Source organism: Nocardia concava NBRC 100430, from assembly GCF_000308815.1.
Taxonomy (GTDB): Bacteria; Actinomycetota; Actinomycetes; order Mycobacteriales; family Mycobacteriaceae; genus Nocardia; species Nocardia concava.
In genome coordinates this window covers 35902-49314 of record NZ_BAFX01000048.1, presented here as the reverse complement: position 1 = coordinate 49314, position 13413 = coordinate 35902, and the positions used below count along the sequence as shown (strand labels likewise).

Genomic DNA, 13413 nt, shown 5'->3' with positions numbered 1-13413 from the left:
CCGATCACGGCATAAACTGCGCCGCAACCGTAAGGCCCGTCCGGCCGACCGCTTCGGCCAGACGTTGTGCGAGATCGTCGGTTTCGGACATCACCTCATCCTCTCGAATCAGCTGCGGCGGCCGCCTCTCCCACGGGCGACAACGCTCGGTCGCTGCGCCCGCAAACACTCTCGATCGTGCGTGAACCAGCCGAATCGGGGTACGGCGAGCGAACCCGGCCCGCATGCCGGCGACTTGTTCGCCTACAGGAGGAACATCCCATGGCAAACACCGGCAATCCAGGACAATTCGGCAATCGCCCGGACACTGTCGAGCAGGCCGGCAAGGGCGGCAAGGCCAGCAGCGGCAGCTTCGGGGAGAAGAATTCGGCCGATCCGCGGCAGGCGGGCGCGCACAGCCACGACAACGATCCGGGCCGGGCGCAGCCGAGCAGCGAACCCGAGGGCATCGGCGACGCCATCGAATTGCTGCTGCGCCAGCACGAGCAGATCAAAACGCTGTTCACCGAGACCTTGGACGCCTCCGATCCGGCGGAGCGGGAGGCAAAGTTCCGGCAGTTGCGGCGGCTGCTGGCGGTGCACGAGACGGCCGAGGAGGAGATCATTCACCCGCGCGCCCGCGGCGAAATCGAGGACGGGGCAACGGTGATCGATGCCCGGCTCGCGGAGGAGAACCAGGCCAAGCAGCAATTGGCCGAGCTCGAATCGCTCGATATCGACTCCACCGAGTTCGAGAAGGGGCTGGCGCAGTTGCGCGAGGACGTCATCGAGCACGCCGAGCACGAGGAGCAGGACGAATTCTCGCTGCTGCGTGAGGAATTGGAGCCCCGTCAGCTGCGGGCCATGCGGCGCGCGGTCGAGATCGCCGAGGCACTGGCTCCGACCCGCCCGCATCAGGGCGTGGAATCGGCGAAGGCCAATCTGCTGGTCGGGCCGTTCGCGGCCATGCTCGACCGGGTCCGCGACGCCATCAGCGAGCCGCGGGGAGCGTGAACGGTCCGGCCCGCGGAACTTCGAACTGGGGCCCCGCCCGATTGCTCGGGCGGGACCAGTCGTCTATGGGCGGCGCCACCGGCGGTCAGTGACCGAGCCGCGACAAGGACGCGCCGCCTCGTCGAGCGCGCGGCTGGACGCATCGGGCATGGTCGGACTCCCTCTCCAGGATTGCGCACCGTCGAGCCGGTTTCGGTGCTCGCGGCTTGCCCGAATCCCGCACCGTTGCGGGAACCATCGCCGTTGATGCCGTGCTCAGCCGCGAGCCGCACGAAGCGCCTGCACTCGGGCTACAGGTAGCCCTCGGACAAAGTTCGCATACCCGGTTCCGGGACGTTGACGCACCGGTATTTCCACGGCCGATCCGACCTGTTCCGCGCGGTTAACTGCCGAGAAACCGGTTATCGCCGTAGCGACAGCCACAAGTCGATCGTCGCGGGGTTGATCTTCTCCGCCGTGCGGCCGTATTGGATCGCGCCCAAATGGGATGCGGCACGGCCTTTTTCGCATCCGCCGTCATCGAGAACCAGCCCCACGAGACCGGCGCGTGGCGCGGCGACGTACCGCGACCGGGCCAGTGACCACCTGACGGCCATCAGCCCGGTGCGGCAGCGGGATTCGGGGGCTGGGCGTCGATCATGATGGGGGCGTCGGGGCCGAGGGCCATGCCGAATTGGGGGCGGCCCTTGGGGGTGAAGTTCATGGGTTGGACTCGGATGCTGCGGCCTGCCCAGCCGGTGTTGGGTTCCAGGCGGGCGTGGTAGGCGATCCAGGGGTGGCCGTCGATGGTGAGGAAACCGTTGTGGCCCGGGGCTATTGCGCCGGTGGAGCCCGGTAGGACGGGGCCGCCGGACTTGGTCCAGCCCTTCGGGTCCAGGGGGTTCGCGCCGCGGGAGAGTTCTAGGAGGCCAAGGCGGTAGGTGTCGTCGAAGCTGGCGTTGGCCGAGAAGGTCAGGAAGAGGCTGCCGTTGGGGGCGATCAGGGGTTGTGGGGCCTCGTTGATCAGGAGGTCGGCGTCGTTGGGGATGGTTTCCCAGGCGGCGGCGGGGGTTGCGATGCTGACGCGATCGCCGGTGGGCGTCATGGGATCCGACATCTTGACGACGCAAATGTCTTGTACCCGTGTGTCATCGGGGTCGCGCAGGCAGGACCAGAAGAAGTAGGCGGCGTTGGCGTATTGGAGGTAGGTGCCGTCGATGGCCCAGCCGCCGGGGAGGTCCAGTGGGCCTTGGTATTCGTAGGGGCCGGTGGGGTCGTCGCCCGTGGAGCGGAGGGCGTACATGCGGTGGGATTCGTTGCGGTCGTCGGATTGGGCGGCGAAGTAGATCCACCAGCGGTCACCGATGTGCTGGAGTTCGGGTGCCCAGACCCGGGTGCAGGCGGGGCCGGGGCAGGACGGGTGTTCCCAGACGACGACCGGCTTGCTGTCGGCCAGGCCGCCCAGGGTGTCCGACGACCGGATGACGATGTTGTCGTTGTTGTAGACGTCGCCCTGAACCAGGTGGAAGCGGCCCTGATAGTAGGCCATGCTGGGGTCGGCGCCGGGCACGAGGATGGGGTTGGTGAATTCCTCGCTATGCGGACCGGTGGCCGACGCGCGCGGATTGACGGACAGCGCGAACAGGGTACTGACGGACATGATCAGGACACTGAGCAGTCCGAGCGTTCTTCGCCAACCCATCAGCTTCGCCTCCAGCAAACGTCGAGAATCCAGTTTCGACGGCGGGGTCGGCCAGTTCAATCACCGAAGAAAAAGGCCAGGATTTCACAGCGATTCGCTCGGCCCGCTCCCGGTCATCGGGAGCCTCTTTCGGGCGCTTCCGGGCGGGGCGTGACGGATTCGGGGATGCGGCGGGTGCGCGCGGCGAGATCGTGCGAGAGGTCGGCGTAGGCGAGGGACAGTTCGGCCAGCCGCGTCCAGGTGTGATGGCGGAGGCATTCGGCGTCCGCACCGCCCAGGCTGCTCCGGGCATCGACGGAGAATTGAGCCAACCGGTCCACCACCATGCCGAGCGTCTCCGTATGCAGGGTCGCGGCGGCGAAGGGGCGAGGCAGCACCTGCGCGGTCCAGCGGTCGATCTCGCGGATCAATCGGACACGAGCACAGTCGATTTCGAACAGGCCACACAGATCCGCCACGTACCGCGCCTCATGAAGACTGGCCAGCTCGTAGGCGGCCCGCAGTAGCGGATGCGCCTCGCTGATGCTGCCCGCACACGCGTCCAGGAGCAGATCCTTCGACGGCAGAGATGACATTCGTTGCCCCCTTCGGCTTTTCGAGTTCGTGAGTTCAGTAGACACCTGCGGCAATAGAATTGGGAATGTCCGCCGAGCTTTGCAGCGAAATTAGTTGGCATTCCAGAATGGATACACCCAGATAGCGAGGCAAACGAAATGGTCGGATCATCGCTCCCCAGACGGGCCCTCGGCCGTAGGCTTCGTAATTACCGAGAACAAGCAAGTAAGAGCCAATTGACCGCCGGGCTGCACATCGATCTATCGCCGCAAAGCATTGGGCGAATAGAAGACGGGCAGAAGGTGAAGCTCTCCACGGGCCAGATTCGGGATCTGCTCGATCTCTACGAGGTACCCGACAGCGGCGGGGAACGTGAGGAGGTGCTCGGTCTGTGGCAGGAGGTCAGAGACCAGGCACAAGCGGCCAAACTGGCCGGTACGACCAAGGGTTGGTGGCAGGCATATACAGACCAGTACGCACCTCATTTCGACCATTATTTGAGCTTGGAGGCCGTCGCCAATCGTTTGACCACCCATCAGACGGTTTTGCTGCCAGGACTGTTGCAAACCACCGGATATCGCCGGGCGGTCAGCCGGATCGCCTATCCCAACCATTCGTCCGTCCGTCGATATCGATCGACGCATCGAACTGGCCGCCCACCGACAAGTACGACTGGCGGACAAGAACTTTCGAGTGAATATCCTGCTGTCCGAAGCTGTGATCCGGCAGACACCCGGCGGCCCTGCCGTCATGGTCGAGCAGCTGGACCACATCCTCGATGTGGCCACCACACGACCCAGCGTCTCGATCCGGGTGGTGCCCCTCAGTTCCGGCAGCCACCTCGGACTGATCGTCCAGTCGTTCACTCTGCTGGAATTTCCACCCCTCGCAAACCACCTCATCGAGCCGCCCGTGGTGTACGTGGAAGGGTTCGAAGGAGCCCTGTATCTCGAACGGACCGACATGATCGACCGACATCGTCAGGCGATCAACGATATTCAGCGAGTAGCGTTGTCCGAGGATGACACCAAGCAGTTGGTGCAGCAGATCGCGAAGGAGTGCGCGGCGTGACTGTAGACCTGTCCGATGCCAGATGGTTCAAGAGCACACGAAGCCAGCCCAACGCGGATTGTGTTGAGATCGCCCATCTTTCGACCGGAGCGGTGGGCGTCAGGGACTCGAAGGATCCGAGCGGACCCGCATTGGTGTTCTCCGCCGATCAGTGGGACAGCTTCCTCACCAGTGGGGTCTGGCAGGGATAGTCCATCAGTCCAGGGCGGCGAGCTTGCTCTCGAGGAGGGTGCGTTCCGGGCCGTTGGCGCAGAGGGATAAGGCGCGTTCGAATTCGGTGCGGGCCTCCTGCCGGCGGCCGAGGCGGGTGAGCAGTTCGCCTCGGACGCTCGGGAACAGGTGGGAATTGGCCAGGGCGGCTGCGGATTTGAGTTCGTCGACGAGGGCCAGGGCGGCGGCTGGGCCTTCGGACATGGAGAGGGCAACCGCGCGGTTGAGGTCGATGATCGGGGAGGGTGAGAGGCGGGAGAGGGCCTCGTAGAGGAGGACTATGCGGGGCCAGTCGGTGGAATCTACCGAGTCGGCGACGGCGTGGCATTCGGCGATCGCGGCTTGGAGGCCGTAGGCGCCGAGGCCGCGGCCCGCGCGGGCGGCTTGGTCTAGGGCGGCTCGGCCGCGGCGAATGGCGGAGCGGTCCCAGCGGTTTCGGTTCTGGTGCTCGAGCAGGATCGGCTGGCCGTGTGCGTCGGTGCGGGCCGGGAAGCGGGCGGCGGTCAGTTCGAGCAGGGCCAGCAGGCCGTGCGCCTCGGGCTCGGTGGGCACGAGGCGGGTTAGTACCCGGGCCAGGCGCTGGGCTTCGGCGGCCAGGTCCAGGCGGATGAGGGAATCTCCGGAGGTTGCCGTGGAGGCCTCGGTGAAGATCACGTAGATCACATTGAGGACCGAGGTGAGGCGGGCCGTTCGCTCATCGGCCGTAGGCACGGCGAATGGGATGTTCGCTGCCGCAAGGGTTTTCTTGGCGCGGGTGATGCGGGCCTGCACGGTGGCGGTGGGCACCAGGAAGGCTTTGGCTATCTCGTCGCTGGTCAGACCTCCGACCACGCGCAGGGTCAAAGCCACGCGCGCCTCGCGGGAGAGCACCGGGTGGCAGGAGATGAACATCAGCGCGAGGACATCGTCGTCGATCTGGTCCGGATCCCAGAGTGGTTCCGCACCAGCCGTTTCCGACGGCAGGCCACCGGTAGCCGCTCCGCCCTCGCCCAATTCACGGGCGAGGGCGGAATAGCGGTCGTCACGGGCGGCCCGGCGGCGGAAGGCGTCGATGGCCCGGCGGCGGCCGACGGTGAGCAGCCAGCCCGCCGGATTGCGCGGCACGCCCTCCCGGGGCCAGGTCACCAGCGCTTCGGCCAGCGCCTCCTGGGCGAGGTCTTCGGCGAGCGGGAAGTCGCCGGTGTAGCGGGCCAAAGCGCCCACGATGCGCGCGGATTCGATGCGCCACACCGCGGCGACCGCCTCACGACCGGTGCTGTCGGTCATCGCACGAAGCCTCCCGTCGGCCAAGCCTCAGAGCCTCCCGTCGACCAAGCCTCAGTACCTCCCGTCGACCAGGTCTCAGAGCCTCCCGTCGACCAAGCCTCAGAGCCTCCCGTCGACCAAGCCTCAGAGCCTGTCGTCGAGCAGGTCTCAGAGCTGGCCTGTCTTCTCGCGCCAGGCGCGTTCCCGCTGAATCCACTCGTTGTCCTGCGGGAATTCGTCGATGGTGGTGACGCGGCGGATCTCGGTCTTGAAGCCGGGGCCGAAGTTCGGCGCGCGCTTGGCCCATTCGATCGCCTCCTCCTTGGAGGCCACGTTCAGGATGTAGAACCCGCCGAACAGTTCCTTGGTCTCGCCGTACGGACCGTCGGTGACCAGGGGCGGTTCGGTCGAGTAGTCCACGACGACACCCTCCTCCGCGTCCTCGAGGCCCTCGGCGGCGAGCAGCACTCCGGCCCGGATCAGCTCGTCGTTGTAGCGGCCCATGATCTCGAGCATCTTCCCGAAGTCGGTGTCGGCCATGGACGCCTTGCCCTCGTCGGTGGCGCGCCAGATCATCATGTGCTTCATGGGTCATCCTCCTTGTCGGGGGTCGCTGTCCGACCCTCTCACGTCAAGGTCGAATGGTGATCCGCCGAATCGACACGGCCTCGAAAAAAGAATCGGCCACTGACCCGCAAATCTCCGAAATTACCCACACATAGCTTCGCCGATCGGCGCATTCTGGACTAAGGGCTACAAATCTCCGCAGTTCAAGGGAGGTAGACATGGTGAAAGTGACGGCGATCAAGCCGAACGGGGAACATTGGCATCCGCATCCGGGGGATGCGATCGAAGATCCGGGCGAAGGTCCAGCGCTGGTGTCGTGCCTGCTGGGGATCGCGGTGCTCGGGATGACGCTGACGGCCGCCGCATCCGGTTATCGCGGGTGGGCGATCATCGGCGCGATCGTGGCGACGGCGCTCTTCGTCTTCGGTCTGCTGATGATCCGGTTCGAGTACTTCCGGGAGTTCCGGAAGGAGCTGCGCAGCGGGCGGCACGGCCACAACCCCTTGGTGCGTGGGGCGTGGCGGCCGCGGCAGATCAGTACGTGGCAGGAGAAGCGCGGGGAGCTCGGATAGCACCTCGCCGACAATCAGTGCGGAAGCATCGCATTCGGCCTAGTCCGAGGTGACGGACAGGTTGCCGAAGCGGTTGACCGCGGCGTGATTGTGGCCGTCGACGCTGGTGATGACCACCTCGGCCGGATTGGTCAGGGCGATGCAGCAGAAGTTGCCGGCGTCGGGGTGGATGGTGAGGGACAGGAAGCGGTGGTTGTTGGTGCGCTGCCATTCGTCGATGGCGGCGTAGAGGCCGCGCATCGACGGGTTCTCGAAATAGACGAGGTTGTGCTTGTTCACTTCGGACATGCCTCGATAGTGCCCCGCGGGAGAGGCGGTGCACCTCGAACCGATTATTTGCCCGACAACAGTTTCCGGAGGCGGTCGTGTGGGAGGGCCGGGGAGTGGTGGCCGTCGCGGCCGGTCATGTCGGCATTGACGATGAGGGCGTTGAGGACCGATTCCTCGACGGCCTCGACGACGGCGGCGTAGAGAGCATCCATGCGATTCCAGGGCAGCCGCGTGGTGGTGACCAGCTCCTCCGGCATCGGCTCGCCGCGCGGAAAGCCGGTGTCGGACGGGCGATCCGAGGCCGTGGAGAAGGCCAGGAACAGGTCGCCGGAGAACAGGCTGCCGGTGGTGCCGGTGCGGGCCAGGCCGAAGGGGACGCGGCGGGCCATGGCCTTGCACTGGAGAGCGTCCACGGGCGCATCGGTCGCGACGATGACGATCACCGATCCCGCGCCGCCGGGAGCGACGGTGTCGCCGGGCCAGGGGGCGGTCTCCTGCGGGTTGGCGGTATCCAGTTCCGCGCCGACGCGGCGGCCCGCGATCGTGAGTTCGTGGCGGGCACCGAAATTGGCCTGGACGAAGACGCCGACCGTGTAGGTGTCCGGGCCGAAGGGGACCCGGCGGGAGGCGGTGCCCGAGCCACCCTTGAAGCCGTAGCAGTTCATGCCGGTGCCGCCGCCCACCGAACCCTCGAGGAGGGGCCAGGTGCGGGCGGAGTCGAGGGTCGCGGCGACCATGGCGGGGGTGATGTGGCCGCCGTTGATGTCGTTGAGGTAGCCGTCCCAGGTTTCGGCGCAGACCGGGAGCAGCCATTCGCGGGCCAGGCGGGGGTGGGCGCGGGCGATCCATTCGACGGCGCCGGTGTGGCAGGGGCCGATGGCGTGGGTGTTGGAAATCGTTATGGGCATTGACAGTTGGCCGACCTCGTCGATCCACGCCGTGCCGGTCATCTCGCCATTGCCGTTGAGCGAGTACCAGCCCGCCGCGCAGGGCCGCCCGACCCCGGCGCGGCCGCGCGGCAGGATGGCGGTGACGCCGGTACGGGCCGGGCCTTCGCCGACTTTCAGCGGCCCGTCACCGGAAATGACTGTGCGATAGCCGACCTCGACACCGGGCACGTCGGTGATGGCGTTCCAGGGTCCGGGCTCACCCGGCGGCGCGATGCCCAGGAAGCGGGCGCGGGGACGGCCGTCGGGTGAGTACAGCTGGGGGTCGGTCATCGATGGGCCTCCTCGGCGGGCACGGTGATGTCGGGGCAGCGGGTGGCGGTGCGGGCGAAAGAGCAGATCAGTTGGGCGGCGGTCACTTTGGTCATGGACCGGTTGCGGCTGACGATGTGCAGGCCGTAGGCGTCCTCCAGCGCCACCAGATTCCGGGCGACGCTCAGGATCGGCTCGTCGATCATGAAGTGCCCCTGGGCGATTCCGACTTCCAGCGCGCTGGCGTACACCGCCACCTGCTGGTTGAACAGGGCGGTGATGAGATCGCCGTGCTGGGCGGAGACGGCGTGGTACGAGGCCAGCCGGTACAGCGCGGTGACCAGCGTGTCATCCGGCGATTCGGGTAGCCCGGCCCAGATCAGCGCGCCGATCTTGGTTCTGGCGTCCGGAATCTCGGTGACCATAGCCAGCCGGTCGCCGAAGAAGCGGTCGCTGGCGAAGCGATGCACCTCGTGCAGCAGATTGGCCAGATCCTCGAAGTAGTAGTGCACGGTGCCCGGCGAGACACCCGCGGTGCCGGCGATCTCGCGGATGCGCAGCCGATCGGCCCCCGGATCCGCGACCGCCGCGAGCGCGGCGTCGATAATCGCGCGCCGCGCCCGCTCCTGATCCTTCTTCCGCGCCACCGGTGTCCTTCCGTCGACAGACAGTTAAGTCATTGTTACGTCTCTTCGTGCCTCTTGTCCTGCCGAGTTCCCCCATTCTTTGATGCTAAGTCAAAGAAAGGCACGGTCATGGCGACACCCGCGCACCCCACTCCCCTGCCCGACGACACCCCGACTCCCCTGCCCGTGAACGCCACCGCGTCACCCGCAGACCCCTCCCCGATGTCCGTCAACTCAGCACCGGCAGAAAACCTCGACGCACCGACCGCGGAGATGCCCAGTGCACAGCTCGCGGAACCCACCGCGATACCCGCGCACCCTGGCACACCGACCACCGGCGAATTGCCTGACACGAACTCCACCGCAAGCTCTGGCGCAGGCGCTCGCGGGCATTACCCGCAGCAGCTGTCGCGGGCGCTCGGGATGATGGAGAACATCCTCATCACGCTGTCGGCGGTGACGCCGGCTTCCAGCGTTTTCATCATCGTTCCGGCGATACTGCTGGCGGCCGGGGGCGCGTCGGTGCTCACCCTCGCGCTCGCGGCGGTGGCGTCGGTGTTCGTGGGGCTCTGCTATGCGGAGCTGGCCGCGGCCTATCCGATCGCGGGCGGTGAATACACCTGGGCGGCAAGGCTGTTGGGGCGCTCCAGCGGTTTCGCCATCTTCGTGCTGACGCTGGTGAACGGGGTCCTGATCATCGCGGTGATCGCGCTCGGCGCGGGCGATTACCTCAGCGTGGCGATACCGAGTCTGGGTGGCAAGTGGGTCGGGGTGGGAGTCATCGCGGTGACGACGGTGATCGCGCTGTGCAATATCAAGGCGAACGCCTGGGTCACGGGAGTCTTTCTGTGCGTGGAGGTTTCGGCCATCGCGGCGCTGGTCGTGCTCGGGCTGGCCCATACCGAGCGCGGGCCGGGCACCTTCGTCCACGCACAGACGGCAGCCGGAGATGGATTGGCGGGAGTGGGAATCGGGTCCTTGGCCACGCTGATTCCCGTGGCGCTGTTCGCCTACAACGGTTATGGCGCGGCGGTGTACTACGCCGAGGAGACGCGCAATGCCACCCGGACCATCGGCCGGGTGATCATGATCTGCCTGGCCGCGACGGTCGCCATCGAGATCCTGCCGCTGGCGGCGGTCGTGCTGGGCGCACCCTCACTGACTGAGCTGCTGCACAGCGATGCCCCGATGAACTACTTCCTGACCGCGCGCGGCGGGTCGGCGGTGAATACCGCTGTGAGCGTTGGCATCGCGATCGCCATCGTGAACGCGGTGATCGCGATCATCCTCCAGATCGCGCGGCTGCTGTTCGCCTCGGCCCGCGACCGCAGCTGGCCGGACCCGATCGATCGCGCACTGGGCGCGGTCCATCCGCGCCTGCACACCCCGGTGGTCGCGACACTGACGGTCGGCGCCTTCGCAGCACTGGCGGCCGCAATGCTGCCGCTGCACTGGCTCATAGTCGCCACCGGCGCGGGCCTGGTCCTGGTGTACCTGTTCGTAGCCCTGGCCGCACTGCGAATCCGATTGGCAGCCAACGGCATCCCCGGCGGCTACCGGATGCCCCTGTGGCCACTACCCCCGCTGATCGTCATCGCCGTCATGCTCTACTCGGCCTACAGCCTCGGCCGAAACGACTGGCAGCAGATCGCCTTCGCCGCAGCGACCATGGCCGCGGGCTACGCCTACTACGCCCTCTACCTACGCCCTCGGCGCGATCAGCGCTGGACCCTCCCGGATCCGATCCACGAGGAATGAAAGAACCAGCGGAGGCCCCGGTCGCGCCCTCATCGGCGCGACCGGGGCCGGAGCCCGCGTCGGCTACTTCGCCGGAGCCGGCGCCGGGGTGAAGGGCTCGTTGATGGTGGTGAAGTATTGGACCGCGGCGGCGATGGCCACAGGGGCGGTGACCAGGATCATGCCGCCGACGGCGCCCAGGGCGCCCATGGCGGCGGCTCCCGCGAGGCAGCCGACGACCGCGCCGGGGAGGAAGAAGAAGAGGCCGCCGATGATGCCGGTGGCGAGGGTGGCGCCGGAGCCGACGGCGATGCCGCCCAGGGCGCAGCCGACGGCGGCGCCGCCGATGCCGCCGACCAGGGTGCCGATGGTGGCGCCGATGGAGATGGTGTCCTTCATGCGGTTCCAGGCCGCCTGCTCACGGTCGTACGGGGTCTTCCAGGGGGCAGTGTCTTCGAAAGGCATGGCGACCGGCTGATAGACCGCGTGCTGCAGATCGAATTGCGGGGTCAGGGTGGCGGTGAGGCCACGGATTTCCGCCGCGATGGGGAAGACGAAATCGTCGACGCGGAAGGTCAGTTCGGTTCCGGCAACCACCGTGCCATCGGCGCCTTTGATTTTGAAGACGCCGTTTTCGACATCCATGGAACCGACATCGGTGGTGATGGTGCCCGATCGGTCGGTGGCGGATGCGGTCCAGTGGACGGCACCCACATCACCGGTGGCGGGCTGGGCATTTGCCGCTCCTGCGGTGATGGTCGTGATTGCGGCCACCAATGCGGAAGCCGCGACGAGTCCACGCTTGAGCACTTGATTTACCTCGATTGAGTAGGCCTGCGGAATCAGGACACGTCGCAGGTTCAGTTACTGACAAGCAAACCTTAAGTCTGTTATCAGACAAGTGGCAATGCATATTTGCCATAAGTGACTGGACGCACATTTTCCTGACACGTTGCCCGGCAAGGACTTTCGCCGTTAATCTAGGTATTCAAGAAATGGACCAATGGTTAACAATTGGCCACATCACGACAAATTGGACATCAGTTCCTTCTGCACGGCCTGCCGATCGGCCGCCTTGCCATCCAGGGTGATATCGCTCAGATCAATTGCGGCACTGCCGATTCGGCCTCCACTGCTGCTCGCCCGCAGCAGCGATTCCCGGGCCGCCGCGATCGAGGTGCGCACAATGGAGCCGTGCAGCACGGCGGTGTCGCCGATATTCCGGATGCTGATGCCATTGGCCGCGGCTCCGCCGAGAACCGTGTCGCGGATATCGAAGGTGAGCGCGGCGGTGCTGGGCTCGCTTCCGGCCGGGGTGTAGGCGATCAGGCCGATGCCGTCGGCGCTGCAATCACCGAAATCCGAGTCGGCGATGGTCAGGTCCGTGTGCGCGGCGCGGCCGAAATTGGTTGTCACCACACAGGTTCCGAGATTCGCGGGAACAACGGAATTCAGCGCCGCGCCCGGGAAGGTGGAATGATGTGCGTACACGTTCTTCAACGTCAGCGACTGATGCGCGCCACCGGTGCTGAGGTTGTAGTTCTCGATCAGGTCGCCGGTGACATTGTCGAAGACGCTGTTGGTCACCGTGACCCGGCTGTCGGGCGTACCGCTGGTGGTCGCGTACTCCAGGCCATTGGCGGAGAAATTGCCGTAGCCATTGTGGAATTGGTTGGCGTCCACGGTGACATCCAGGTGCGCCTGCCCGAAGGGGTTGATGAAGACGCCCTCGCTGTCGGCCATGACATTGGTCAGACCCGTTGCGGCCGTGGCGATATCGGTCTCGGAGTTGCCGTCGATCCGGCCGGTCAGCCGGGCGTTGTCGCCGGCCTGCACGCCGATGGTGAGCACCGACAGCTTGGCCAGGCCGAGATTGATGTCGCGCAGCGTATTCCGGCTCACCGCGGCATCGATATCGCTGGCGCCGAGCGCGCGGATATCGATGCCGTCGCCGCAGGCGGTGTCGTGGACGGTATTGCCCTCGATGCGGACCGTGCCCGCCGCGGCGCGGAAGTCGGTCATGATGGCCGCCCAGCCATTGTTGAGGGTGATGAACTCCGGCAGCGCCGGAATCGACGCGCCCAGCGGGAGGGTGGGCGGCAGACCGAAGGGGCCGATCATGAAACCGTCGGCGCACTGCTGATTCGTGCCGGTGACGTCATTGCCCGCGATCACCGTGCCGATCGCGTCGGTGCCGTAGATGCCGCCACGACGGGCGCCGGTGATGACCAGATTGCGAACCTCGGTGCGCGCGGCCAGGCGTACGGCGTCACCGTCGTGGGCACCGGTCGTGTTGGTGATCCGGGGCAGCGCGGCGGCATCGGCCCCGATGACCGCGGGGCCGTCGCCCACCAGCTTCTGGCCGGGTTTGAGCGCGATGCCGCCGTCCAGCGTCGCGGTGGAGGGCTGCACGAGAATGGTGTCGCCGTCACGGGAGACCGCCTCGGCACGGGCGAGAGAGTCGAAAGGCGCTTCCGCGCTACCGGTTCCGCCCGCGGGAGCGCCCGCGCGGACGTACCAGGTGCTCGAATCCGGTTCGGCCGCGGCAAGTCCGGGGGCGTGGGCACCGAGGGCCACCAGGACGGCCAGCAGGGTCGCGGCACGGGTTCGGGGATGCTTCGGGCTGGACGGCCGCAAGGTGTTCATGGTCTTTGACCATGTCAGGCCGGACTACCGGAGCCATCCGG

14 protein-coding genes and 2 pseudogenes are annotated in these 13413 nt (G+C 66.5%); 7 read left to right on the top strand and 9 right to left on the bottom strand.

Annotated elements, in window-relative coordinates; genetic code table 11:
- Window positions 1-447: 447 nt before the first annotated feature.
- A complete protein-coding gene (locus ON43_RS09615; protein ID WP_040805996.1) occupies window positions 448-993 on the top strand; it encodes a hemerythrin domain-containing protein in 546 nt (181 codons plus the stop codon).
- A 414-nt stretch (window positions 994-1407) separates the two neighbouring features.
- Window positions 1408-1512 (top strand): annotated as a pseudogene (locus ON43_RS44720) (aminotransferase class I/II-fold pyridoxal phosphate-dependent enzyme); the annotation flags it as partial.
- A 76-nt stretch (window positions 1513-1588) separates the two neighbouring features.
- Here ON43_RS44720 and ON43_RS42330 read toward each other — a convergent pair.
- Window positions 1589-2632: a glycoside hydrolase family 43 protein gene (locus ON43_RS42330; RefSeq protein ID WP_157513971.1), complete on the bottom strand. Its 1044-nt coding sequence runs from the start codon at window positions 2630-2632 to the stop codon at window positions 1589-1591.
- A 155-nt stretch (window positions 2633-2787) separates the two neighbouring features.
- Window positions 2788-3249, bottom strand: a complete 462-nt coding sequence (locus ON43_RS09600) for a DUF4254 domain-containing protein (RefSeq protein ID WP_051178210.1) — start codon at window positions 3247-3249, stop codon at window positions 2788-2790.
- A gap of 138 nt (window positions 3250-3387) precedes the next feature.
- On the opposite strand from ON43_RS09600, the pseudogene ON43_RS47140 reads away from it, so the two are divergent.
- The 3 genes and pseudogenes from ON43_RS47140 to ON43_RS43590 all read left to right on the top strand — a co-directional run.
- Window positions 3388-3825 (top strand): annotated as a pseudogene (locus ON43_RS47140) (helix-turn-helix domain-containing protein); the annotation flags it as partial.
- 97 nt (window positions 3826-3922) lie between these two features.
- The gene (locus tag ON43_RS46115) at window positions 3923-4300 is read left to right on the top strand and encodes a DUF5753 domain-containing protein (protein WP_040805913.1); all 378 of its coding nucleotides are present in this window, start codon (window positions 3923-3925) and stop codon (window positions 4298-4300) included.
- Window positions 4288-4491, top strand: a complete 204-nt coding sequence (locus ON43_RS43590) for a DUF397 domain-containing protein (protein ID WP_306304960.1) — start codon at window positions 4288-4290, stop codon at window positions 4489-4491. Before ON43_RS46115 ends, ON43_RS43590 begins: the two co-directional genes overlap by 13 nt.
- A gap of 4 nt (window positions 4492-4495) precedes the next feature.
- Here the strand turns inward: ON43_RS43590 and ON43_RS09585 are convergent, their stop codons facing one another.
- Together ON43_RS09585 and ON43_RS09580 are read right to left on the bottom strand one after the other, a co-directional pair.
- On the bottom strand, window positions 4496-5776 hold the full coding sequence (locus tag ON43_RS09585) for an RNA polymerase sigma factor (protein ID WP_040805911.1): 1281 nt from the start codon (window positions 5774-5776) through the stop codon (window positions 4496-4498).
- A gap of 147 nt (window positions 5777-5923) precedes the next feature.
- Window positions 5924-6343, bottom strand: coding sequence for a YciI family protein (locus tag ON43_RS09580; protein ID WP_040805909.1), 420 nt, complete (start codon window positions 6341-6343; stop codon window positions 5924-5926).
- 197 nt (window positions 6344-6540) lie between these two features.
- On the opposite strand from ON43_RS09580, the gene ON43_RS09575 reads away from it, so the two are divergent.
- The gene (locus ON43_RS09575; protein WP_051178209.1) at window positions 6541-6894 is read left to right on the top strand and encodes a hypothetical protein; all 354 of its coding nucleotides are present in this window, start codon (window positions 6541-6543) and stop codon (window positions 6892-6894) included.
- A gap of 39 nt (window positions 6895-6933) precedes the next feature.
- On the opposite strand, the gene ON43_RS09570 is transcribed toward ON43_RS09575, so the two are convergent.
- From ON43_RS09570 to ON43_RS09560, 3 genes are read right to left on the bottom strand one after another with little or no spacing between them, the layout of a single operon-like run.
- Entirely contained in the window at window positions 6934-7182 is a 249-nt protein-coding gene (locus ON43_RS09570) for a hypothetical protein (protein ID WP_040805907.1), read from the bottom strand.
- A 44-nt stretch (window positions 7183-7226) separates the two neighbouring features.
- A complete protein-coding gene (locus tag ON43_RS09565; RefSeq protein WP_040805905.1) occupies window positions 7227-8384 on the bottom strand; it encodes a DmpA family aminopeptidase in 1158 nt (385 codons plus the stop codon).
- Window positions 8381-9010: a TetR/AcrR family transcriptional regulator gene (locus ON43_RS09560; protein WP_040805903.1), complete on the bottom strand. Its 630-nt coding sequence runs from the start codon at window positions 9008-9010 to the stop codon at window positions 8381-8383. Before ON43_RS09560 ends, ON43_RS09565 begins: the two co-directional genes overlap by 4 nt.
- 108 nt (window positions 9011-9118) lie before the next feature.
- On the opposite strand from ON43_RS09560, the gene ON43_RS09555 reads away from it, so the two are divergent.
- The gene (locus ON43_RS09555; RefSeq protein WP_245568525.1) at window positions 9119-10747 is read left to right on the top strand and encodes an APC family permease; all 1629 of its coding nucleotides are present in this window, start codon (window positions 9119-9121) and stop codon (window positions 10745-10747) included.
- A gap of 63 nt (window positions 10748-10810) precedes the next feature.
- Here ON43_RS09555 and ON43_RS09550 read toward each other — a convergent pair whose 3' ends face one another.
- Window positions 10811-11536 (bottom strand): DUF8020 domain-containing protein, encoded by a 726-nt coding sequence (locus ON43_RS09550; protein WP_040805901.1) that lies wholly within the window; start codon window positions 11534-11536, stop codon window positions 10811-10813.
- Between the two features lie 213 nt (window positions 11537-11749).
- Window positions 11750-13372, bottom strand: coding sequence for a right-handed parallel beta-helix repeat-containing protein (locus ON43_RS09545; protein ID WP_040805900.1), 1623 nt, complete (start codon window positions 13370-13372; stop codon window positions 11750-11752).
- Window positions 13373-13413 lie beyond the last annotated feature (41 nt).